Genomic DNA, 22,993 nt, shown 5'->3' on the forward strand with positions numbered 1-22,993 from the left:
GCTGCAGGTATACGTGTAGAAATACATTCAGCCGAGCAGTACTAATTACCCAACAGCTTGCACATTAACATATCTTTATCTCTCTCTCTTTTACTTCCAATATGACATGAAAATCAATGTTGAATGTGTCGATGAGCGAATGAAATATCCAGTCGTTCAATCATTCGAAATTGATAACTCAAAGACCTTGTTGGTGGCTATTGGCCTGGACGGTGCGACGATTTGCTTCACCCCCCTTCCCCATACCACACAAACCAACAAAGACCTTGTTGGTGGCTATTGGCCTGGTGTTCACCTCTTCCCATCCCGAACAGAGAAGTTAAGCCCGGGACCGCCGATGATACTTGGATCAAACCTGGTAAAGTAGGTAGCCGCCACAATATTATTACAAAACCTAAACAGCATCCCCATAAAGGATGCTGTTTGCGTTTACAGATACTTTCATATCTCTGACCAGGCCCTAAGTACCTAAACGTTCTGAAATGTATACAGAGGTTATGGCATAAAATTTACAAGGTTCGCGAATTCATGTCGCCTTTAAAGATGCTAAACAAAAAAAATATAAATACCAGTGCCAGACATCTGGCGGTAGGCTGTCTGCTATTAATTTTTGCATTATTTGATGCCAATGCACAGCTTCCTGTGCTGCCCGGCGACAGCGCCCGCCCCGCCCGCGCAGTTTACCCGCCTGATTCCCTGGGCCGGCGCACACCTCGTGGAACGATCGACGGCTTTTTAAAGGCAAGCTACCAGAACGATTATCGAAAGGCTGCTCTGTACATCCGCCGAGACCCGGCGCTTAAAAAAAGGCAGAACTCGATCAAGCAGGCTAAGGCATTGCAAGCGTTGCTGGAAGTCAACGGGCGCATTTATCCGTACTCCTGGATCAGCAATGAACCCGAAGGAAAAACGGACGATAACCTGGGTCCCAATTTGGACCGGATCGGTGCGGTGACCATTGATAACGAATCTTTTGACCTTATTCTCGAAAGCGTCCGGGACAAGCAGGGTAACCCTATATGGCTGTTCTCTACACAAACTATTGAGCATATACCTTTGAACCTGGACGATCTCGAGGGTAAAAATCTGATCAGTGAAATATCTCCGTCCTTCTTGCAGGAAAACAAATGGGGAGGGGTGCCCATAGCACATTGGATCGCAACCATATTTCTGTTAATCGCCTCGTACCTCATGGCTCTGGCCGTTGCAAGATTTTTCGTTTACCTCATTCCGAAAATCTATAAAAAAGCAGGTGATGACCCTTACATTGGAGTAATCCGGGCGTTTTCGCTTCCCGCACAGCTTTACCTCGCTATAGGGGCGTTTATGTATTTCAGCCGGGAATCTGGTGTCTCGCTTGTGGTAAGACAACGTTTCAGCAACCTAACGGTGATTGTCGGATTGGTAGCAGTGATACTTCTGATCTGGCAACTGATTGACGTGATTGGCATTATCACCGAACGACGGATGAAAAGATACCGTAACCAGTCCGCGGTTTCTGCGATACTTTTTTTGCGTAGGGCACTGAAAATTGCCTTGGTTGTAGTAGGGGTGATTATGGTGCTGGACACACTTGGTTTCAATGTGACCACAGGGATCGCTGCACTTGGGATTGGGGGTATTGCTTTGGCGCTTGGTACACAAAAGACCGTTGAGAATTTTGTCGGTAGCGTTACACTCATTGCCGACCAGCCGGTTAGGGTCGGTGATTTTTGCAAGATTGGCGAGATTACGGGCACTATAGAGCGCATTGGTATGCGTGCCACACAAGTGAGGACTAACGACCGCACTGTTGTCACTATTCCCAACGGCGAGCTGTCTTCACTTAAAATAGAAAACTATGCGCACCGTGAAAGGTTCTGGTTTCACCCCATTTTCTATCTGCGTGCAGAAACCACCCCGGACCAGATCCGGCTATTGATTACAGATCTACGCAGGATATTGCTGACACACCCTCGGGTCAATCCCGCCCCCGCCCGTGTCCGGTTTATCGAAATAGGGTTAAATGGTGTGAAAATCGAAATATTCGCCTACGTTGATACTGGCGAGATGGATGTTTTTCTTGAAATACAGGAAGAACTGCTGTTGGAAATGATGGATGTGGTGGCAAGTAGCGGTACCGGATTTACACTTCCAGCACAAACTATCTATTTAGCGAAGGATCAGGGCTCTCCGAAGAAGGAGAGCCCGATCATATCGCCGGAGTAGGTATTTCGAATTCATCCTCACAAATGGATACTGACCGATTCTGGCCACTGGTTGGACACTGGTGCGAACAAATCTTTGGCCAATCCCATAAACGTAATGGACTGTTCCAGTACGCCAAATTTTAAATCGGGAGATTTTGGAATTGATCCGGATTTTCAGGTCCACTGACGATTTCAGTCTTGCTGATCTCTATAGGACCCGGTTCTTCAACGGTTATTTCCAAAAAAAACTTAGTTAAACCCCGTCACGTGCCTTTTGTTAAATATTTAACGCCAACCCAGTCCGGGCGCTACGTGCTCTAAAATGGAAGACAACACATGCACGTTGTAGTCAACACCAAGTGTATTGGGTATTGTCAAAAGGATCGTATCCGCTTCCTGAATAGCTTCGTCCTGCGCCAGCTCTTTGATGAGCCGGTCTGGTTCAGCAGCATAGCTTCTGCCAAAAATCGCGCGTTTGTCCTGCTCGATCATTCCGATTTTATCGCTACGTTCGGCTTCCTGCCCAAAGTAATAGCGATCCTGATCGGTAACCAGTGCGAAAATGGACCGGCTCACCGAAACTCTCGGTTCGCGCTGATGTCCCGCTTTTTTCCATGCTTCCTTATACAACCTAATCTGCTCCGCTTGCTGCACATGAAAAGGCTTGCCACTTTCATCGTATTTCAGGGTAGAGCTTTGAAGGTACATTCCGTTCTCGGCTGCCCAAACAGCAGTGGCATTGGAAGCGGCGCCCCACCAGATGCGTTCCCGCAGTCCTTCCGAGTGTGGTTCCAGTCGTAGTAAGCCCGGTGGATTAGGAAACATCGGGTAGGGGTTTGGCTGCGCAAACCCTACTCCTCTGAGCTTGTCCAGGAATTCCAGTGCCTTACGGCGCCCCATATCTGCGTCGGTTTCTCCCTTTAAAGGTTCATATCCAAAATAGCGCCACCCGTCGATTACCTGTTCCGGTGAACCTCTGCTAATCCCCAACTGCAACCGCCCCTCAGAAATCAGATCCGCAGCGCCGGCGTCTTCTACCATGTAGAGCGGATTTTCATAACGCATGTCAATTACACCCGTTCCAATCTCTATCTTGCTTGTTTTGGCACCGATAGCCGAAAGCAAAGGAAATGGCGAAGCGAGCTGGGCTGCAAAATGATGAACACGAAAATATGCGCCGTCTAAACTGATTTCTTCGGCTGCAACAGCCAGGTCAATGGATTGAAGCAATGTATCGCTTGCTGTTCGGGCGTTATAAGCGGGATGGTTAGACCAATGCCCGAACGATAAAAACCCTATTTTCTTCATCATGCGTCTTTCTCGTTCTTGTTTCAGATTCACCTTAAAATTAGCCAGATTATTTGATTTCGGAACCTTCCGGTTTAGGATATACTTGGCAAGATGCATTTACCTCAAGCCTTCTGCTAAGTAAAACAGGCACATTATCGCTTCTTTCTTCGGCCCCACCAGATCCGAAAGCCGGTAACAGGCAGACTGGCGGCGATCAGGCCGGCAAAAAAAGTCATGATTTTCCCTGGAAGGCCGAGCACAGAACCTGTGTGCAGGTCGTAATTGAGCTGATAGATCTGATCGCCCCCGTTCAGCCGGGCAAATGGAGCGGAACGCAGCAGTTTTCCGGAGTAACGGTCGTAGTTTTCCTGTACGCGGTTGTATCTGTTCCAGTCTTTACGATAGGAAGAAATATTAATCGCCGCATTGGCCTTAAGGGGGAAATTAACCTGATATGCAAATGCTTCGGAGTTTCTCTCACGGGCTGCGGCAAACGCCTTGTCCAGGCCGGAACTAGCATCGGGCAGCATGACAGCGGATGTCGGTAATTTTGTTTTTTCAACAGTTTCCGCACCGTTCGCAAGATACCTGACCGAGTTTTCCATCCATTCAAAAACCCACACAAGGCCCGTCAGGGATGTTACAAGCAGAATGCCAGCGACGTAAAACCCCAGGACTTTGTGAAGATCGTAATTGACGCGTCTGGAACTTGCATCCCATTTGACTTTGAAACTTTGGTCACGGCCTTTCCTGGTCCACTTCTTTGGCCACCACATGATAATGCCCGAAATCAGCAACACTACAAACATCAGTACCGAACCGCCAACCACATAGTGCCCGATCTTTTCGCCAAAAAGCATACGCATGTGCAGGCCGAGTACCAGCTGAAAAAACTCTTGCTTTGTATCTTCTACTTTGACGACTTTCCCATTGTAAGGATTGACATAAACCCTGTAAAAATACTGGTAGTAATCCCAGTAAGTGAGCCCCTCAGGATCGAGCTTGACAGACCTGAACACGTAGGTACGATCAGGTTGTACCGAGATTTCTACTCTTGCGACAGGCTTGTCGTTCAGCGCATTTTCTGCGACGGCCAACAACTGGCTAAGCGGTAGTACCTTGGTTTTCCCGGGCACAACGTACAGCCGTTCTTTGTAAAAAACCGGTTTGAGCTCCTCCACGAATGCATAAGTAGCGCCGGTCAAACCGATGATGACAACAACCAGCCCGGATGTGAGTCCGAGCCAGAGGTGTATTTGATTTATTGCTTTTTTCAGGGTCACAGGTTCCTTTTTCTTTAAAACTTAAAGGTAATGCTACCCGTTACCCGGAGCGGGTTTTGCGCCGCCAGTCGGTAAGACCAGTATTTTTCGTTCGTCAGGTTGTCAGCTTTCAGCCCAATTCGGTATCTGGGCTTATCATAGAAAACAGAAGCATCCAAAACTGTATAGGACGGAATGGTAAATGTAAATGTTTTGGTGTTGGTCTGAAACGATTCACTTCCATAGATACCTCCAAATCCTGCACCCAATCCTTTTGCAGCACCTTTTACCAGGCGGTAGCTGACCCATAAATTGGCCATGCGAGGAGGGCCGGCAGTGGTCGGACGATATCCCTGAATGTTCTCGTTGCTCTTGGTGTATTTACTGTCGTTATAGGTAAAACCGGCGACGATGTTCAGTCCCGGCGCGGGATTGGCAATCAATTCAGCCTCAAAACCTTTGCTGACCTGTGTGCCATCCTGAATTGAGAAATTCACATGGTCCGGATCATCCCGGGTAACGTTGGTGACCGATATGTCATAATAACTGAATGTTGCCGTCACAAAACTGTAATCCAGCTTGATCCCGCCTTCGAATTGATTAGCCTGGTTGGGCTTGAAAGTATTGCCAAAAAAATCAGATCCGCTTACATTGCTGAAACCATTCATATAATTACCGAACAGCGATATTTCGTCTTTGACGATCTGGTAGACAATACCAAACTTTGGAGATAACGCGGTTTGTCTGAAGGCACCCGCCGTAGAGTCCGCGCTCGGGAAATATGTTCCGAGATTGGAATAGCGGTCAATACGAAGACTGGCCATAAGCAGTAAGCGGTCGGTAACATTCAGTACATCGGAGGCATAGGCACTGTATGTTCTTTCATTAAACGATACGAAATTTGTAAAGGCAGGAGTCGCAAATAACGGTGAAACCTTTGCCAGATTGAAATTATTATACGCATTGCCGGGCTTTTTCAAATTCAGCGCAGGCATGTTTACCATAGCATCATTCCTTGTAGCGCGGAGAGTATACACATCGATGCCCGCAACAATACGGTTTCTCAGCGGCCCGAGGCGAAAATCTCCGATAAAATTTTGCTGGAAATTAGTACCGTAATAAGGATAATCCTGGTTAGTAACCGTCTGACGCAGAGTAGAATCGGTCAGAATTGTAAGACCTACCACATTTCCGTCAGCGGAGGATCTTGTCCTGGATACTATCGTTTGCGAAGTCCATTGGGGCGACAATTTATATTTGATCTGACCGTATATGTTATACTGCTGCCCTGAATAGTTGATCGTATTATTAGCAAAAGACAGCTTGTAGGGCAATCCCAGCTCGGTGACACTCCTGGCGGTCCCCCTCGCCGAAGGCGTAACCCGCATGGGCGATGTGGCTTTATAGCCGCTGAATTCTACGTCCAGAAGTAAAGTCAGGCGGTCATTTACAGCATAGGAAAAACTGGGCGCTATCAGAAAGTTACGGGCAAAACCGGCGTCCTGAAAACTTCTTTCGCTGTGCATGGCAGTATTGACGCGTACCAGAGCCGATTTGTCTTCGTTGAGCGGTGTGTTAATGTCGAGCGTCAGACGGTTCAGGTCCCAGCTTCCGGCAGAGAAGGAAACTTCTCCTTTAAAGGCATCGAAAGGTTTTTTGGTAACCCTGTTGAACAATCCCCCGAACGATGATAAGGTACTTCCGAACAAAGTGGCTGACGGCCCCTTAATCACCTCAATCCGTTCGAGATTGGCAGGGTCAACCGAGGAATATGTGAAACTTCCAACACCGTTGCGAACGAGCTGGGGAGTTGCAAAACCTCTTGATATGGAGGTGGTCCTCCCCTGGTTTCTTATTTCCGCGATACCGGCCCCGGGTACATTTTTGAAGGCACTGTTGTAATCCGTAACGATCTGCTCTTTCATCAGCTCTTTGCTGACCACAGTGTAAACCTGCGGATTTTCCATGTTCGAGATCGGCATTTTGGAAACGTCGTCACTTTCCTTTCTGGCGAAACGGTTTCCCCCGCTGGTAATGATCACTTCGTCGAGTTTACGTGAGGAGAAATCAAGCCGGACCGCCAGATCGGCAGTAGGATTATCCTCGGTAATCACAGCACCGGCCGTTGAAGTTTCATAACCTATCAATGAAAATTCTACGATATAAACCCCGGCAGGCATGTTTCTAAATTCAAAACTACCGTTTGCGTTCGCGATGGTGCCTTTTGATGTATTCCTGAGGCTGACCGCGATACCTTGTGCGGGTGCTCCGTCAATCGTTGTCACTATCCCTCTGATTATTCCTGACGGATTCGGCTGAGCGTTAACCGAAATAGCCAATACAATAGTAACCAAAAGGGATTCCAGGATTTGTTTTAAATAAAATGTCTGCTGGCGTATCAGTGGTGAGCGGAGAGAATTCATAACATGTAATGGTAAAAGCATAAATGTTTGTTTTCTTATTTAGACTTATTACAAAGTAAATACAAAAACATATACCATATGCTGCCATCCATATTAAATTGATAGTTCCGGCGCGCTATTATTATCGGCAACTTTCAGCCGGACAGACTGTTTGACCTGATTATTAAAAATGAGAATGCACCTGTGGGCAACCACATTGAAACGGACCGCATTCGTTAGCGGCATTTTATCACGTCGCCGCAGCGGATATGGAGGCTAATAGGGTATTGGATACCGGCACACTATAGAAGGCCTGAATATGTTGATCAGGCGGTTGAGAACTATTGCTGTTTTATTTCTGATTTTTATACCTCAAAACTGGTGTCTGATGCTAAGCTTTACGCAGTATCTTCTCCATCTTCCTGCCTTTCGCTAATTCGTCCACCAGTTTGTCCAGATACCTTGCTTGTCTGGTCAGTTCGTTATCAATTTCTTCAATACGATAGCCACAAATGAGGCCTGTTATCAGGGCCGCATGGGGATTCAAGTTTGCTCTTTCAAAAAATGTCTTAAAAGTTACCTTCTCTTCAATCAGGTCTTTCACTTTTTTTTCGTCAAACCCGGTCAGCCATTCGATTACCTGATGCAACTCTTCTTTTGTCCTGCCCTTATTTTCAACTTTTGCAACATAGTGCGGATATACCGATGAAAAGGTCATTTTCGCGATTCGCTCATTGTGTTCGGGTGTTGTTGGCATAACTTTTTGTCTCCATGTTAAACACTCAATTTTACAATAAACAAAGGTACTTTTCAAGTATTACCTGGCATGTCCAAAGAAGTTCACAGACCTTATCGGCATTAGTCAGAAATGCCGGAGCCGGGTCATTTGTACCACGAAGACGGGAATTTAAAGAACAGTCTGCCAAAAAAGTAGTGAAAGGCGGCTGCACGTGCCAGTTCCGGAGTGTCGGTAAGTCTTAAACGAAATTGCAGATTTTGCCAAGACAAATAGGCTCAATGCGGGCTAAGGCAGTTTGGGACAACTAATCAGTTGTGGGTCGATATTTATTTATTAAAACTCCGTTGTTGCATACAGTAGAGGTTATTAACCGAAGCTTATACCTGTCCGGAAAAATTCTCAGACCATCTCCCAAGACGGTCGGATTGATAAACAGATTTAACTCGTCAATAAGATTGTTTTTGATCAACTCCGACACAAAATTAGCCCCGCCATAAACGATGATATCTTTTCCTTCCAGTCCTTTGAGCTCGTTTACGGATTCAACTAAATCTCTATTTTCCACCACGATATTTCTCCCTTCGACTGAACTGATACTTTTACTGAAAACTATTTTATGTGTGTCTACGAAAATTTTAGCGTAAGGATATTCGGGACTGTCTTGCTCGTTGTCGACAACATTTTCCCAGTATGATGTAAATTCGGCTGCCATCTTGCGCCCCATAATAATAGTATCCATACTTTCAGTAAGTTCGGACAGCACTTGCAGTTGTTGTTTATCTGTTTCAGGTTCCATCCAATCCAACTCGCCATTAGGTCCGGCAGCAAAGCCGTCGGTGGTGATGTTCATTTGCAACTTTAACTTTCTCATCTTTTCAGTGTTTTGTCACATTGGTCTGAAAAAGTGTGCCAATGTTATGGTTCTGTTGTCTTGATAACGGCCTGGAAGTGGCTGTAGATGAACACGCCCGGTTGGGCAGCTTTTGGAAAATATTTCCTCAAAATCTCCCATTTAGACCTCAATAAGAAATTTGTTCTGCAAGATACAGAACACCAAAATTCTTTCGGGCTTACAGTACATTCAGTGACTGGAAGCCCGGACTTTAAAGGGGGCAATTTGTAACACGCCACCAATCACCGCCGTTATGCTTGCGATCTCAGCAATGACTACGAACTGCGGGCACGACAATTTCTGATCATTTCTTTACAGTCGATTACAGCTCAGAAATATATGTGATGCTAATTGGCCTGAGAGGTGAAGAATAAAAATTTAACAACCCTTTATTTCATGATAACAATCAATATGTCTTCAGAAACCAGAAGTTTTATGCAAAGGTTAATGGTACTTCTGATTATTTGCTGCATGTCTGCATGTACACGAAAACTCTCTTTTCGCGAATCGGCCATTGTACCGGCAGCCCAGGGAAATGTGAAGTTCAAAAAGGATAAAAATAAGAATTACGCAATCGATCTGTCGGTCCGTCATCTATCGCCTCCCGAACGACTTGTCGAATCGAGGGATACGTATGTAGTTTGGGCAAAAACAGAACGGAATGGTCTCAAAAACTTAGGTCAACTCAGAAGCAGGCGCGGACTGTTCTCCAAGCAGCTTAAAAGTGAGTTGGAAACGGTAACCACGTTTGAGCCAAGGGGCTTTTTTATCACAGCGGAAAGGGCGGCGGACATTGGCTATCCCGAAGGCCAGGTTGTACTGACCACGGACTGAACAGCTGAACCGGAAGTATGAAAACATTAAAAAATGAACAGCAAAATATTGCAGCAAGGATTTTGACGATCGGCAGCGTTTGTTTTGCTCTGGCGACCTTGGTCGCTTGTAAGGATAAAAACAAAAAGGAACAGCCTGAAAGAATCTGGACCGATGGTATTGAGGCGAATGAAATCAACGCCACCATAGGAGACTATGTAAGCTTTGTAAACAACGATCAGAACAAGATGATGTTTTACCATGCCTACACCAGTGAAGCCCTCACGAAAATGACGTTAGCAGTTTGCGCGATAGCCGGTAAGACGGACCCGGAAATCAACGATGACCTGGAAAAAGCAGAGGGATATGCTGTACAGATCCTGGACAATCCTTTCGAGACCTCCCACATCGGAAAGATTCGAAAGACTGCCCTATTATTATCCGGTGTGCTGCAAACTATGCAAGTAGCAAAGTATCCAGGCTTGTCTGACGAGGCCAGAAGCGTTAGGAATTCGGCTGCGGCAATAGATCCAGGGACGGGCATAGCAGACCAGGAAAATGCCGTGAACATATTTTTTTTAAAAGGAGCGGACCTTCTGGATAAAATGAAATAGAGGCATTTTTATAATCCAACATTTTTTACCCAGGTGCACCCTCACGTCCGTAAGCGAATGTGGTAGTCATGCACCTGAAAGAAACCAGGTCGCAGAAGGTGCGGGTTTGGCATGGCCGGACCTCACACTTCCTGCGACCATCTACTGCGTTTCCGAATCAGCGGCCCGGCCTTTCCCTGCCACCAGGGAGGCTTCCTGGCCTTTCTTGGAAAGGGTTCCTGCTTTTTTCGCGGCCTAGAATTTCCGATATATGCCACCGAGATATTGGTTGGCGTCTTCTTCTGCGAACTGCGCTTTTTTAGCGTCCCAGTGCAATGTTTTATTAGGGAAACGCCCGGCAATTACACCAAGCAATATCGTTTCCGTAAGGCGTGAGGCGTAGGAAAACGGTGCGCTCGTTGATCCTTTTCCCAGACATGCATCCACAAACTCATGGTAATGCTTGTGTGACTCTGAGCTGTAATCGCCAACCGGCCCGCCTAATTTGAACGGCGTGACGTCGATTTCTTTATAGGCACCATCAACGATCAGTTTAGGCAGTACCTGGAAATGCGGCAGATACAATCTTCCTTTTTCTCCAATGAACATGGCGCCCTGGTCGTGCAGGTCCCCTCCGTCAGGGAGCATCAGATCTTCGCGCTGCTTATCGGCACCCACGCCATCATACCATACCCATTTCAAAGTATCTGCCGTGTATTTTGTTCCCGGAAACTCATAAGTAACCATGTTTTTTTCAGGGTATCCAAATCCGTTCGGTTTTCTGCAGTTCGTCGTGATCGTCCTTGGCACATCCAGTTGCAAAGCGTTGTAAGGTGTATCGAAAATATGTACACCCATGTCGCCCAAAGTGGCACAACCAAAATCAACAAGCTTCCGCCAGTTGCCAGGATGGTAAAAGCCACTTTTATACGGTCTTTCTGCCGAAGTTCCCTGCCATAAATTCCAGTCCAGGTTGCTGGGAACAGGATCGCCGGTTTCTGGCATCGGACCATTATAACCCCAGTTTTTGGGTGACCAGGCCCTCACGGTGTGCACTTTTCCGACAATCCCGGATTGGATGAGCAAAGTGGCCAGTTTGTAGTCGTAAAAAGAATGCACCTGAATACCCATCTGGGTTACCAGTTTTTTTTCTTTGGCGATTTTGTCCATTGCCCTTGCTTCTTTCACATAATGGGTGAGCGGCTTCTGACAATAAACGGGCTTGTTCATTTCCATAGCCATCATCGATGCAGGCGCGTGGGTGTGATCAGGTGTGGACACAATCACTGCATCGATGTCCTTACTCATTTCTTGAAGCATCACGCGATAGTCCTTATACGTCTTTGCATTCGGGAATTTTGAACTCACCTCCGCCAAAACGCTTGAATCAACATCGCAAAGCGCCACCACGTCCACATTGCTGTGTAACGATATGGACGCCAGATCGGCCTGACCCATCCCGCCTAATCCGATATGAGCGGTTCTCAACCGTTTGTCGGCAGAAAAAGCCCATGACTCAACGGGCATCATGGCAAGGGACGACAAGGCGGCCGCATTTTTAAGAAACTCTCTTTTATTCATGAATTTAAAGGTTAAATTTTTTTGGGCTGGAATCAGCAGGTTTTTGGAAAAACTTAAAATTGAGCTGTTTTTCGGTCAATTCCAAGAATAGGGGAATTGTTAGTGATCCGTCTGATCCTAATCTGGTTTGTTGCAGCGAATTTTCCAAGTTTTGCAGTAAAATTGTTTTGTTGAGCGAATCGGCTTTTATAAAAGTAACCACATGTAGGTACCGGCAACATCCGTTTGCTCAAAAAAATTACCGGTCACACAAATCCGTTCTTCCCGATTTTTTATTTCCTCTACTTTTGCTTGGACCTATAAACCGACAGAAAATGAAGCATTTAAACCACTATTGCTTACTAGTATTTACTTTACTTACATTCCCTTGTTCGGCTCAGGAAAAGCGCTGGACAGAAACTGACCGTCAGTTTACTATCGACCAATTTAACCGGACCCGGGATGAGTTGGTCAATGAAACGAAAAATCTGGCACCCGAGCAATGGGCATTTCATGAGTCGGCCGAACGTTGGTCCATCGGGGAAATTGTGGAGCACCTCGCGTTATGGGAAATCATCTGGGCGCGGGAAATCAGTATCGGTTCGCGTAACAAGCCGCAGCCGGAACTCAACGAATCGGCCAAACCCGACAGCTACTATCTGGATTTTATTATGGAAACAAACCCACACGTAGCCGCCGATATTGCCATTCCGACAGGTTTTATCAAAGGAAATGATAATCTTAAGTTTTTTCTGAGCCGGCGCGAGCAGAACCTGTCTTTTCTGAAAAAGACTGAGGTGGATATGAGGGCACACTTCGAGTTGACTGCCACCTCAAACCCCAGAAATATGCATCAAGTGTACATTTATCAATGGGGACATGTAGACAGGCACTTAAGGCAGATCCGAAAAGTAAAAGCACATCCAAATTTTCCGAAGTGAGATCTGGTTTTTGGCTTGCTGACGTTTGATCAGATGCGTTATCGGTTAAATATCTTGCTCATCGTTTCCTTGCTCAGCGGTTTAGAATGATAACCCTGCACATGAGGGTGCTTTTCAGCCTTTTCTTTGTCTCCCGGATCGATGGATGAAGAAAGGATAAATATGTTGTACAAAGCATGTAGGCCGGAGGGAAACGAGCTGAATTCATCAAGGAACTCCCATCCATCCAATACCGGCATGTTGATATCAAGAAACAGGACCGTTTGCAGGTCCTCTTTTCTGTTGTCATAGTCAGCCTGGATCCATTCGAGTGCCTTTTCGGGATCAGTAAAGAGCTGGACGCTGGCGGCCGGAGCAATAGCGGCAATGACATATTTACAGATAAGGTTGTTACCGCGATCGTCATCTACGACAATAAATTGCGAAGGCAGCTTCATAAAGCAGGGGTTCTGAAAGCGTTGGAACTAAATTCAACCTTAAATTCGGTGCCCTTATTGACTGCACTTTTTACGGTAATATTCCCGCCGAGCATTTCCACCTGGGTCTTGACCATGAACAACCCCATCCCTTTACCTTCAACATGGTAGTGGAAGCGTTTGTATAGGCCGAATACCTGCGCGCCTCTTTCGGCCAGGTCAATTCCCATGCCATTATCCTGAAACGAAAGGGCCACCTGGTCCCGGTCCAGGCTGCTTTTTATTCTGATCACTGGGTCGATGTCCATCTGGCGGTATTTTATACTGTTCATGATCAGGTTAAAAAAAATGCTGTGTAAATAACTTTTTAGCGTAAACAGTTCGTTTACAGCGCTGAAATCGGTTTCTATCCGCACATGCTCTTTTTCGATGATATTTTGAATACTCGAGCCGATTTCATCTATCATCTGCTGCAAAGAAACCGGCTCCCTTGTTTCGCTTACGCCTCTTTTAACCTGTAAAATCATATTAAGGTCTGAAACGACATCGTCGAGCCGTTTGACATTTACCGATAACTCCTCCAAAAATTGTTCCTTTACCTCCAGAGGGTAGAGATCCTGGTTTACGAGTTCGGCCAAGCCTATGATATTGGCCACGGGGGCACGCAGGTTGTGTGATACAATGTAGGAGAACTGTTCAAGACCCTTGTTGGAGGCGATGAGCTCATCGGTATATTTCTGTAGGTTGCTGTTCAGCTCCTTGAGTTGCGACTCAGAGTGTTTTCGTTGCGTAATGTCCCTGAAATATACCGAAAGACCACTCGCTGATGGATAGGCTGTCACTTCCAGCCAGGTATTGTCCCTTTTATAGAAGACTTCAAAATGCTGGGTCGTATTTTGCTCAAAGGCTTTTTGGTATGAAGTATGGAACGGGGACCCCGTGGCATCAGGAAATACATCCCAGAGATTTTTACCCAGAATATGTTCCTTTCTGCATCTCAATACCGCTTCGGCCTCTTTATTCCAGTATGTAACAATCCAGTCCCGGTCTATTGTGTAAAAGGCATCCCCGATACTTTCGAGAATAATATTTTTCTCTTCAAGCGCTTTCAGCACCTCCTCTTCAGCCTGTTTCTCTTTGGTAATATCATTGGCAAAACACGATAAGCCGACAAGCGTGTTGCTCTCTATTATGGGATGAATGGAGAATCTGAAATGATTACGTTTCCCGTTATAAGAAATTTCTTTTTCAAATTTCATGATCTCCCCGCCTAACGCCCTGGCATTGATTTCCTGCCAGTCGGATTCAGAGCCCGGATCAAACTTGCTCAGAGATTCGAGGATGTAATGGCCGGGGCGAACATCTACGCCATACCTTTCCTGCATCATGTTTTTAAGCGCATCGTTGTAGGTAATGTATCTTAAGTCGGTGTCCAGTGAATAAATGAGTGCGTCTGTATTGTTGATGATCGCGTTCATATTCGACTCTGAGCGCTGGAGTAGCTCCCGGGCCAGTTTCCAGTCGGTAATATCCCTCACGGTCAGGCTGAGGCCGGTGATCTCACCTTTTTCATATACTGGAACGATCATGACGCTGAGCCATTTCCTTTCCCCGTCAAACTGCTCATATATGTGGTCAAACTGCCGGGTCTCACCGGAAAGTACACTGGTGATCACCTTTTCGTAATCAGCGCTTTTGTCCTCACGGACTGCATCATACAAACTGCCGCCGACTTCCATTTTTTCGCCAGTACTTAGCTTATAAAAATTGCTGGCCTTGTTATTAAAGTATTTGACAACTGCTTGGGTATCGGCCAGGATAAAACCTTCCGTGGAATTCTCAAAGATTGCCCGCAGATTGGATTCCGAATTTCGTAGCGCCTGCTCGGATTTTTCTAACTCGGTCACATCGTACAAAACGCCGTATAAACTGGTGGGTTGTCCCTGGTTATCCAGTTCAATATGAGTTTGGGTACGCAGGTGCCTGACCTGCCCATCCTTCCTTACGATCCGGTAGTAATAATCCGCGGCCTGGAACGAATTTAATGCCTCCCTGCTCTGTTTTAGTACATATTCTACATCATCAGGATGTATGAAGGATATACATGAAGCCGTGCTTTGAATGTTGTCTGTGTGGGATAAACCATAAATCCTGCAGGCTTCGTCGGAGAACACACTGGTTTGCGTCGACAAATCGAGTTCCCAACTGCCCAGATGCGCAACGGCCTCTGCCTGGCTTAAACGTTTTTCCTTGTTTTTGAGCTGCTGGTCCGACAAATATCTTTCGGTCACGTCCCGGAAGTTGTCTACAATCCCGTTTACAGCCGGTTCGTGCAAAAGGTTGGTTACCGTAGCATCAATCCAGCGCCAGGTGCCATCCTTGTGCAGCATCCGCCCGGTGTGGCCCTGCAGGGGCACGCCCGGACTGGCCATCACCTTGACCATGATCTTGGCGAGTTCCTGCGCGTCGTCCGGATGTGCCCTCGAAAAAATATCCATTTCCAGTATTTCCTGTGGTGTATATCCCAGCACATTTTTGACTGCTGGCGAAACATAGGTCGGCTGAGCGTTGACATCCAGGACAACCACTGCATCGGTACTGTTTTCAACCAGCGTTCGGAACCGTCTTTCACTATTGATTAACTGTTCCAGTATCTCCTGTTGCTCTTTTTTAAGCTGATATTTTTCCAGACTCCGCTGTATGGCGAACGGCAGGCGGCCGGGCTGGTTCAAGCTGATGTAATCATCCGCCCCGATCAGCAGAAACTCTTCCGTCATTTCGTCGGACACTGCATTGCAGACGATAATGACAGGTACATTCATTCCGCTCTGCCTCAGAATCGCCACAGCCTCAGAGCAATGGATACCAGTTGAAATATATTCCGAAAGGACAATATCTGGCTGGAAACCGGCTAATGCAGCCATATACTGTTGTGTGTCGCTGGCAACACGTATTTCGGCATTTAACTCCGCCTGACATAACGTTTGTTTTGCTGTAAGTACCCCAGCCTCCGAATCCCCCAGGTACACTATTTTCAGGATACTTTTCATCTTTTCAGTGCTTAGGTGTGCTAAAACCAGGGTGGGTCGTTGTTTTTTCTGAAAGGCTGTAAGTCCTCCAATGCCTGAATGTAGAATGATTTTCGCGATGATTTCGCTTAAAAAATTTATTTATTTGCCTCATCTGCAAATAACCCCCCGGGAGCCATCCCTTGGTCGGAGGACTTCTCTCACAAACCAAAGTTTTCGATCTTGTGGGAAACGTATTTCCAGCAACATAAAAAATAAGTCGTTAAAATGAAGCTGCGTGCCTATGGAATAAGCGTCAGGCAACTTGTCTTAACTAGCTATGCAGTGTCTGGTTTGAACTCTACTTGCCCGTCCGGAAGCACGGCGAGAAGGTAACGGAAGGTAAGCCATACAGGTCGGTTAGATGTCAGTCTCATCTTTTGCCAAATGGTAAGGAATGTCGAGAATTACCAAAGACCCGCCGGCACTGGTCTCTCTTGTCAGAGTTGCACCTATATAGTCAGCCCTTAATATACAATTTTTTAAACCTAAGCCCGGAGATTGTGTATTTGACTGGGGGTTATTTCCTAAACCATCATCCTCCACCAGGATTCGTAAAAAACCGCCGAAATAGATTAGTTGAATCGCCGCTCGCCTGGCTTGTGCATGCTTGAGAATGTTTTGAATGAGCTCTGAGACAATTCTGTAAGCGTTCAGTTCAACGTCTTTTGGAAGTCTTTGCTCGTTTCCCGAACACAAGTATTCGAATTGGGTAGTTACAGCCGGTAAGGCAGCGATCAGCTGTGATAGTGACCCCGACAGGCCGATTCTTTCAAATTCCGGTGGCATTAAGTTATGTGATATCCGGCGAAGGTCGTCGCTGCTTTTTTGTATCAGGGGTTCCAAGTTCTCGAATTTTCTCCGCGTTCCGGGAGTCGCCGACTCTGCCATCAGGTCCGTTATACTTCTTTTAATAGTTGCCAGCGTGCCGCCCAGATCGTCATGCAGATCGGCAGCAATTCGCTGGCGCTCCATATCCTGGGTTTGTAAAATCGAAGAGGTGAAGTTTTTTTGCATCCGGTTTAACTGAAGCAGGTATTCATCCCGGTCTTTGAGCAGCTTGTAACCGATACCTGCGCCTAAAATGATAATTTCGATAAGTGAAGAGTAATGGCTCGCTTCGAAAAACAACCACGTCCGGGGATAATGAAAAAGAACTGATGTGGCAAACCACAGCGCGATCACAAAGAAAGGCGCGATCGCAAGCAAATAGAGAAACGCTTCATATTTTCGTCGGAATATGCCGTACAAGATCATAATGGCGACGAGTATCAATGTCATCAGCGACAGAAAAGAGGACAAAGAAGCATTCGTTCCGCTGAATGGGGATAGCCAAAAATAGAAAATAAAAATGAACGATATATATGTGAATATCTTCGCTATTTTGAAAAGCAAAACAGGCGCATATGATTCTATTTGAAGAAAATTGATCGAAAATGCAACCATAAAAAAACCGGCAATCGAGATGAATACGATACTGGTGTTTTCGTCGAGGAAAGGGATATTTAAACTAAAATATTGAGTTAGGAAACCTTCCAGATTGGCTATCGCTAATCCGTAAAAGGAGGTGTAACCCGCATAAAATAACAATAAAGCATGCCGGGTGACCAGGTAGAGGATACTGGTAAGAATAAATGCAACCGCCACAATTCCCAGCGAAAAGTACAATAAGAAGTCGGCAGTAAACAGGTACTCAGTAAAGCCAGCTTTGCTGTATAATTTCAACGGCATTGACAAAACACTGTGTTGGCGCTGACCGCGCCAGTAGATCGACAGGCGTTGACCCGGCTGAATCTCGACAGGAAAGGCAAAATATCTGGTCAGGAGCGGTTTTTCAGATATATGTGTTTTTCTGCTGAATTTTTCCTGCCGGAATCTGATCTGCCCATGCTGATCTACCACATAAAATGCGAGATCGGAGAATTCTTTGTAATGTAGGTTTGAAACAAGCAATTGAGGTCCGGGCCCTTCATTCATCACATCGAACCTTATCCAATGATAGCGATCGTCCATGCCCAGGCTGAGCAATTCCCTGTCGACCAGCTGGAAATCTTGTTCATGTTTCAAAATCGCTTCAACGCTCATTGCGCTGTCAGGAGTGCTAAATAGGTAGAGATGCCCAAAGAGATTGCTTTGGGTGAATCCTTTTCTGATTTTTAAAGGCAGAAACTTGTCTTTGTACAGTGCTTTTTCACCCGTTTCCTCCATGCGCTGCGCGGGAAGCCTTCCAGGATTCAAAAATATCAGCGCAAACCAGACGGTCAGAACATTAATTGCTCGAAAGTAGCTTTTCAGTTTCTTCACAATTGGAGAGTGAATGTATTGTTACCATATCGCAGCCCGGTCTGGTTATACTAACCTCAGATTCCATTTTTTATAGCAAAATCTATTAATTCTGTGACTTTACTCAAACCAAGTTTGAAATGTATATTTTTTCTATGGGTTTTGATCGTGAAAAAACTCAGGTGCAGTTGGTCTGCAATCTGCTCATTGGTGTACCCGTTTTTTATGAGTCGGATGATCTCTATTTCCCGGAAAGTTAAATTGAGCTTTTGCGCAAATGTGTCAATGAATTGGTCCTGATCTGTCGGAGAAGATCCGGCGACGGCATTGTCAAAGTAAAATTCACCTTTCAGGACGGCTTCAACACCCGCTAAAAGTTTGGACGTGGTTGAATCTTTTAATAAATATCCATGAAGCCCGATTTTTCTGGATTCCTCCAAAAGTTTGGCTTGATTGTACATGGTCAGCACGATCACTTTGATTTGGGGATAATCTTTGATAATCCGTTTACCGATATCAATGCCGTTGATGCCTTTTAAATTAATATCTAAAAGAATTAAATGCGGCCTGAGCTGCTCTATGGCTTGAAAAATATCTTTTGACTGGTAAACTTGCCCGCAGACAATGTAATCCGGTTGCTCATTGATCAGGCGTTTGAGCCCCTCGTTGAAAATATGGTGATCATCGACCAGTAGTATCCTGGTCTGACTTGTCAGGCTCATTTGAAAAAGAACGGTAAGGAATGTCGAGTATGACGGATGTTCCGGCTTCTCCACTGTCACGATGGAGGCTGGCACCGATATATTCAGCTCTCAAGGTACTGTTTTTTAACCCCATTCCGGGCACTATTTTGTAGGATTTTTCAGACTTGTCTCCGATTCCGTCATCTTCTACCACAACCCTCAGTAAATCAGGATAATACAATAATTGAACCGATGCACGGGAGGCATGTGCATGTTTGAATATATTCTGGACTAATTCTGATACTATCCTGTACAAATTCAGTTCCACCTGAAGAGGCAGTCTGTCCACATCTCCCGTGATAATAAATTGGAATGCAGTTGGTTGCGAAGGTATCTCCTGAATAAACTGTCTGAGCGAATTGGCAAGCCCGATACGTTCAAATTCCGGTGGCATCAAATTGTGGGATATCCTTCTCAAATCATCACTGCTTTTCCTGATCAGAGGATCAAGCTCGTCCAACTCCTTTGCTACCGAATCAATTTTTATTTTAAACCTCAGATCAGTCAACCTTCTCCGGATCGTCGCGAGTGTGCCGCCCAAATCGTCATGTAAATCTGCCGCAATGCGTTGCCTTTCTGCGTCCTGCGTGTTGACAATGGACGATGTAAAGCGTTTTTCCAAAGCATTTAATCCCATAAAATAGTGGTTCCGGTCGCTGATCAGCTTATAAGCCAGACCGATACCTAAAATCACCATCTCAAAAAATGGTAAAAAGGGGAAAGACTGGTAGTAAAACCACGTTCGTTTGAGTTCGAAGATCAGGGTTAGAATGAGCCAGCATGCGCTGAAAAATAATGGCAGCGTGGCCACCAGGTACAGCAATGCTACCCGTCTGTTGTGAAAGAATGCTAAAATAACCAGGGTCAGGATCAGCAGCGTATCGAACATCGCGATGCCGGAAAGAACCACTGAGCTGGTTCCGGTTAAGGGAGTCAATAACATATACACCCCAAAAGCCAGAACAAGTGTGGCTTGCATAATGCAAAAATGGTAAACCCATTTGGCCAGGAAAGATCTGATATCCAGAAAGTGAATGGCAAAAAGGATCGTAAAAAAATTCAGACTGCATACCAATAAATTTTTGATACTGTCTTCCGGAAATGGAATGTTCAAATGAAAATACTGTATCAAAATTCCCTCCGTACTGGCGATGGTGAGCGCATATGATAGGGTATATCCCGAATAAAAAAGCAGCAATCTGTATTTGGTAAAAATGTATAAAATCGAGCTGAGCAGGAAAATGAAGGTGAACACACCCAGGCTCAGGTACAGGAAAAAGTCATAAGTGGTATTGAAGGTGAAAAAATATTCCTGATCGAAAAGCCCAAGAGGTAGTACAATGAAGCTTTCTTTGCGGTGTACCCGCCAATAAACCGTAGCTTTTTCGAAGGGTTTCAGCCTCAGTGGGAAGGAAAAGAATCTGCCTTGAACGGCTTTGTTGCTGATATATGTATTGCCAGCGTAGTGCTCTTTGGCATATATGATCTTATGATTGCTGTCCAGAACATAGTAGCATACATCATCAAATTCATTCTCATGCAGGTCGGCAATCAGGCTTTTATCGGCCGACGTGCTATTTTGAACGGTATATCTGATCCAGTGAAAGCGGCTATCCATTCCAATGACCGGGATTTCGTCCCTGAGCAACCGAAACGATTTTTGCCGCACGCTGCTGATTCCTTCCGGGGATGCTGTGCTGAAAATATAAACATGACCCACCAGACTTGATTTTTCGAAATCTGGTCCAATGATGAATGGAATGTAGTTTCGTGTGAGCCTTGGGACTGTTTCGCTAGGTCCGGTCTGCGAAAAAGCGGGTGCCCAGGAGAAAACCATTGATATTAAAATCAGCCTGAACATGTTAAATGTTGGTACAGTGCGCTCCATTATTCGGAAAGCACGGACGTGGTTGGCTCAGTATATGGTACTTCTACGACGACGAAGGTGCCTGATTGACTGACTTCCAGAACCAGTTTTCCTCCCAGATGAGCCGCCAGCAATGAGCTGCCGGAAAGATCCTTTTGAATGACCTTCACCGCATCCGAAATGGAATCTATCTTTTCGTCCGCCTCGACAACGATTCGCAGTTCGTCGGCGCAATACAATATCTGTAAAGAGCCGCGTCTGATAAGATCCCTTCGCGCAATGTTCTGCAGGGTTTCCGTCGCGATCCTGTAACTGGCGAGCTCTCTTTCAGGAGACATGGCACGCTGCTTTCCGGCAGTCAGAAAAGCGAAACGGGTCGATTTTGCCGGCAGCGAATCAACCGCGTGCTGCACGCTGCCCAACAATCCTATTCTTTCAAATTCCGGCGGCATCAAAGTCTCGGAAAAGCGCCGCAGATCATGACTGCTTTTGTAGATGAGTGGCTCAATGTCTTCCACGACCTGCAGTGCTGACTGTCCGGATTCTTCTTTTTGAGACAGGTTTCTCTTTAAACTGGCGAATTTCAGTCGGATGGTGGCAAGGGTTCCCCCGAGATCGTCGTGCAGGTCGGCGGCAATTCGTCTTCGCTCCGATTCCTGGGTATGGAGAATGGAGGAAGTAAGTTCACGCTGCAGACTACCAAGGCCGTTAAAGTATTTGTCGCGTTCCCTGATCAGCTTATTGCCAAGTTCAATCCCGAGCACTACCATTTCAATGGTCGGAATGAAAAGGACGGACATGTAATATGGCCAGGTAACGGGAGTATCAAATATCATGATCAGTACAAACCATATGCAGGACAGGAAAAACGGTGCCACCGCAAAAAAATAAAGATACGCCTCGCGTTTACGCTGATACATTCCATGCGCGATCATCACCAGGATTAAGACTACCGAAAGTCCTGCCAACAAAAAGAAAATCGTAAAGAACATCGCATTCAGAGAAAACAACGCAATCGCCAGCGCAAGGGCCGGAAGGATAAACGAAAGGTAGTCAGTGACTAAAATGAAACGGGCAGATATGAGTTTTTCAGCCCCCAGGAAGTGTTTGGAGAAATGAAGCAGAAAAAACAGCATGACACCTGTGGCAACCAGCTTGGCACCAATAGCTATTTTGAAAGGATCAATGTGAAAGTACTGTAAGACTATTCCGTCATTGACAATGCAAAGGAAAAAGTAAAAAAGGCAATAGCCCGCATAGTAAAACAGTACTTTCTGTCTGGTAATAAAAAATAGTATAAAACTCAAAAGGAACGCCGAAAGTAGGACTCCCAGGATCAGGAATGCCAAGGAATCGTACATCACCAGAAATGAGTCAAATGATTCTTTGGTGTACAGCCTGATCGGTGCCACCACGCTATTCTCATCTTTATAAATTCTCCAATAAACGGTTACTTCCTTTTTCGGGGGCAGATTGACCGGGAATGCGAAAAATCGCGTTTGTATCGGTTTTTTATTAATAAATGTCCGCTGACTAAAATGTTCCTGCTGATAAATGACTCGGTTCTGATCATCGACCACATAAAAACAGAGGTCTGTCAATTCGTTCAGGTGCAGGTAGGAAACCAGCTGACTGATTTGTACCCCCGCATTTCTAATGTTTATCCTGACCCAATGGTAACGGTTATCGTTGCCAAAATGAGGGATTTCGCGCTCCAAGAGCCGGAATTGAGGACGCTGGGACAAGATCTCCTGAACCCCGAGGCTGCTATCGGCGGTACTGAACGCATAAACGGACCCGAGCAAATCCGATTCACTAAAATTATCGTCTACAATGAAAGCGTTGGTCTTGGCGGAAGTTTGATCACGCAGTTGTGCCAAACAAAGAGCATTAAGACCAAAACAGATGAACAGGATCAGGAGAGGTTTGAGCATA

General features: G+C 45.8%; 16 protein-coding genes and 1 rRNA gene. 5 read left to right on the forward strand and 12 right to left on the reverse strand.

Features of this window, described 5'->3' with window-relative positions:
• Positions 1-268: 268 nt before the first annotated feature.
• Together rrf and FBF61_RS33140 are read left to right on the forward strand one after the other, a co-directional pair.
• Positions 269-380, forward strand: a 5S ribosomal RNA gene (gene rrf, locus FBF61_RS33135).
• 163 nt (positions 381-543) lie between these two features.
• The gene (locus tag FBF61_RS33140; protein WP_138485287.1) at positions 544-2,208 is read left to right on the forward strand and encodes a mechanosensitive ion channel family protein; all 1,665 of its coding nucleotides are present in this window, start codon (positions 544-546) and stop codon (positions 2,206-2,208) included.
• A 266-nt stretch (positions 2,209-2,474) separates the two neighbouring features.
• Here the strand turns inward: FBF61_RS33140 and FBF61_RS33145 are convergent, their stop codons facing one another.
• From FBF61_RS33145 to FBF61_RS33165, 5 genes are all read right to left on the reverse strand, one after another.
• The gene (locus FBF61_RS33145) at positions 2,475-3,497 is read right to left on the reverse strand and encodes an LLM class flavin-dependent oxidoreductase (RefSeq protein WP_138485320.1); all 1,023 of its coding nucleotides are present in this window, start codon (positions 3,495-3,497) and stop codon (positions 2,475-2,477) included.
• Between the two features lie 134 nt (positions 3,498-3,631).
• Positions 3,632-4,762, reverse strand: coding sequence for a PepSY-associated TM helix domain-containing protein (locus FBF61_RS33150; protein ID WP_138485288.1), 1,131 nt, complete (start codon positions 4,760-4,762; stop codon positions 3,632-3,634).
• A 14-nt stretch (positions 4,763-4,776) separates the two neighbouring features.
• Positions 4,777-7,185 carry a TonB-dependent receptor gene (locus FBF61_RS33155; protein ID WP_205748351.1) on the reverse strand — a complete coding sequence of 803 codons (2,409 nt, stop codon included), beginning with the start codon at positions 7,183-7,185 and terminating at the stop codon, positions 4,777-4,779.
• Positions 7,186-7,534: 349 nt separating this feature from the next.
• Positions 7,535-7,900: a DUF2200 domain-containing protein gene (locus FBF61_RS33160; protein WP_138485290.1), complete on the reverse strand. Its 366-nt coding sequence runs from the start codon at positions 7,898-7,900 to the stop codon at positions 7,535-7,537.
• A gap of 286 nt (positions 7,901-8,186) precedes the next feature.
• Positions 8,187-8,753, reverse strand: coding sequence for a dihydrofolate reductase family protein (locus FBF61_RS33165; RefSeq protein ID WP_138485291.1), 567 nt, complete (start codon positions 8,751-8,753; stop codon positions 8,187-8,189).
• 456 nt (positions 8,754-9,209) lie between these two features.
• Between FBF61_RS33165 and FBF61_RS33170 the strand changes: the two genes are divergently transcribed.
• On the forward strand, positions 9,210-9,608 hold the full coding sequence (locus tag FBF61_RS33170) for a hypothetical protein (protein WP_205748352.1): 399 nt from the start codon (positions 9,210-9,212) through the stop codon (positions 9,606-9,608).
• Between the two features lie 17 nt (positions 9,609-9,625).
• On the forward strand, positions 9,626-10,201 hold the full coding sequence (locus tag FBF61_RS33175; RefSeq protein WP_138485292.1) for a hypothetical protein: 576 nt from the start codon (positions 9,626-9,628) through the stop codon (positions 10,199-10,201).
• Between the two features lie 234 nt (positions 10,202-10,435).
• Here the strand turns inward: FBF61_RS33175 and FBF61_RS33180 are convergent, their stop codons facing one another.
• Positions 10,436-11,761 carry a Gfo/Idh/MocA family protein gene (locus FBF61_RS33180; RefSeq protein WP_138485293.1) on the reverse strand — a complete coding sequence of 442 codons (1,326 nt, stop codon included), beginning with the start codon at positions 11,759-11,761 and terminating at the stop codon, positions 10,436-10,438.
• 314 nt (positions 11,762-12,075) lie between these two features.
• Here FBF61_RS33180 and FBF61_RS33185 point away from each other — a divergent pair, with 314 nt between their 5' ends.
• Positions 12,076-12,681, forward strand: coding sequence for a DinB family protein (locus FBF61_RS33185; protein ID WP_138485294.1), 606 nt, complete (start codon positions 12,076-12,078; stop codon positions 12,679-12,681).
• Between the two features lie 38 nt (positions 12,682-12,719).
• Here FBF61_RS33185 and FBF61_RS33190 read toward each other — a convergent pair whose 3' ends face one another.
• The 6 genes from FBF61_RS33190 to FBF61_RS33215 form a co-directional block, all read right to left on the reverse strand.
• Positions 12,720-13,118 carry a response regulator gene (locus FBF61_RS33190; RefSeq protein ID WP_138485295.1) on the reverse strand — a complete coding sequence of 133 codons (399 nt, stop codon included), beginning with the start codon at positions 13,116-13,118 and terminating at the stop codon, positions 12,720-12,722.
• Positions 13,115-16,147: a PAS domain S-box protein gene (locus tag FBF61_RS33195; RefSeq protein WP_138485296.1), complete on the reverse strand. Its 3,033-nt coding sequence runs from the start codon at positions 16,145-16,147 to the stop codon at positions 13,115-13,117. Before FBF61_RS33195 ends, FBF61_RS33190 begins: the two co-directional genes overlap by 4 nt.
• A gap of 378 nt (positions 16,148-16,525) precedes the next feature.
• Positions 16,526-18,469: a sensor histidine kinase gene (locus FBF61_RS33200; RefSeq protein WP_138485297.1), complete on the reverse strand. Its 1,944-nt coding sequence runs from the start codon at positions 18,467-18,469 to the stop codon at positions 16,526-16,528.
• Positions 18,470-18,525: 56 nt separating this feature from the next.
• Positions 18,526-19,170, reverse strand: coding sequence for a response regulator (locus FBF61_RS33205; protein WP_138485298.1), 645 nt, complete (start codon positions 19,168-19,170; stop codon positions 18,526-18,528).
• The gene (locus FBF61_RS33210; protein ID WP_138485299.1) at positions 19,130-21,079 is read right to left on the reverse strand and encodes a sensor histidine kinase; all 1,950 of its coding nucleotides are present in this window, start codon (positions 21,077-21,079) and stop codon (positions 19,130-19,132) included. Before FBF61_RS33210 ends, FBF61_RS33205 begins: the two co-directional genes overlap by 41 nt.
• Complete coding sequence (locus FBF61_RS33215) at positions 21,079-22,992, reverse strand: sensor histidine kinase (protein ID WP_166444688.1); 1,914 nt, start codon at positions 22,990-22,992, stop codon at positions 21,079-21,081. The genes FBF61_RS33210 and FBF61_RS33215 overlap by 1 nt, the downstream gene beginning before the upstream one ends.
• Between the last annotated feature and the right edge of the window lies 1 nt (position 22,993).

The organism is Dyadobacter bucti (assembly GCF_005869225.1).
Classification (GTDB): Bacteria; Bacteroidota; Bacteroidia; order Cytophagales; family Spirosomataceae; genus Dyadobacter; species Dyadobacter bucti.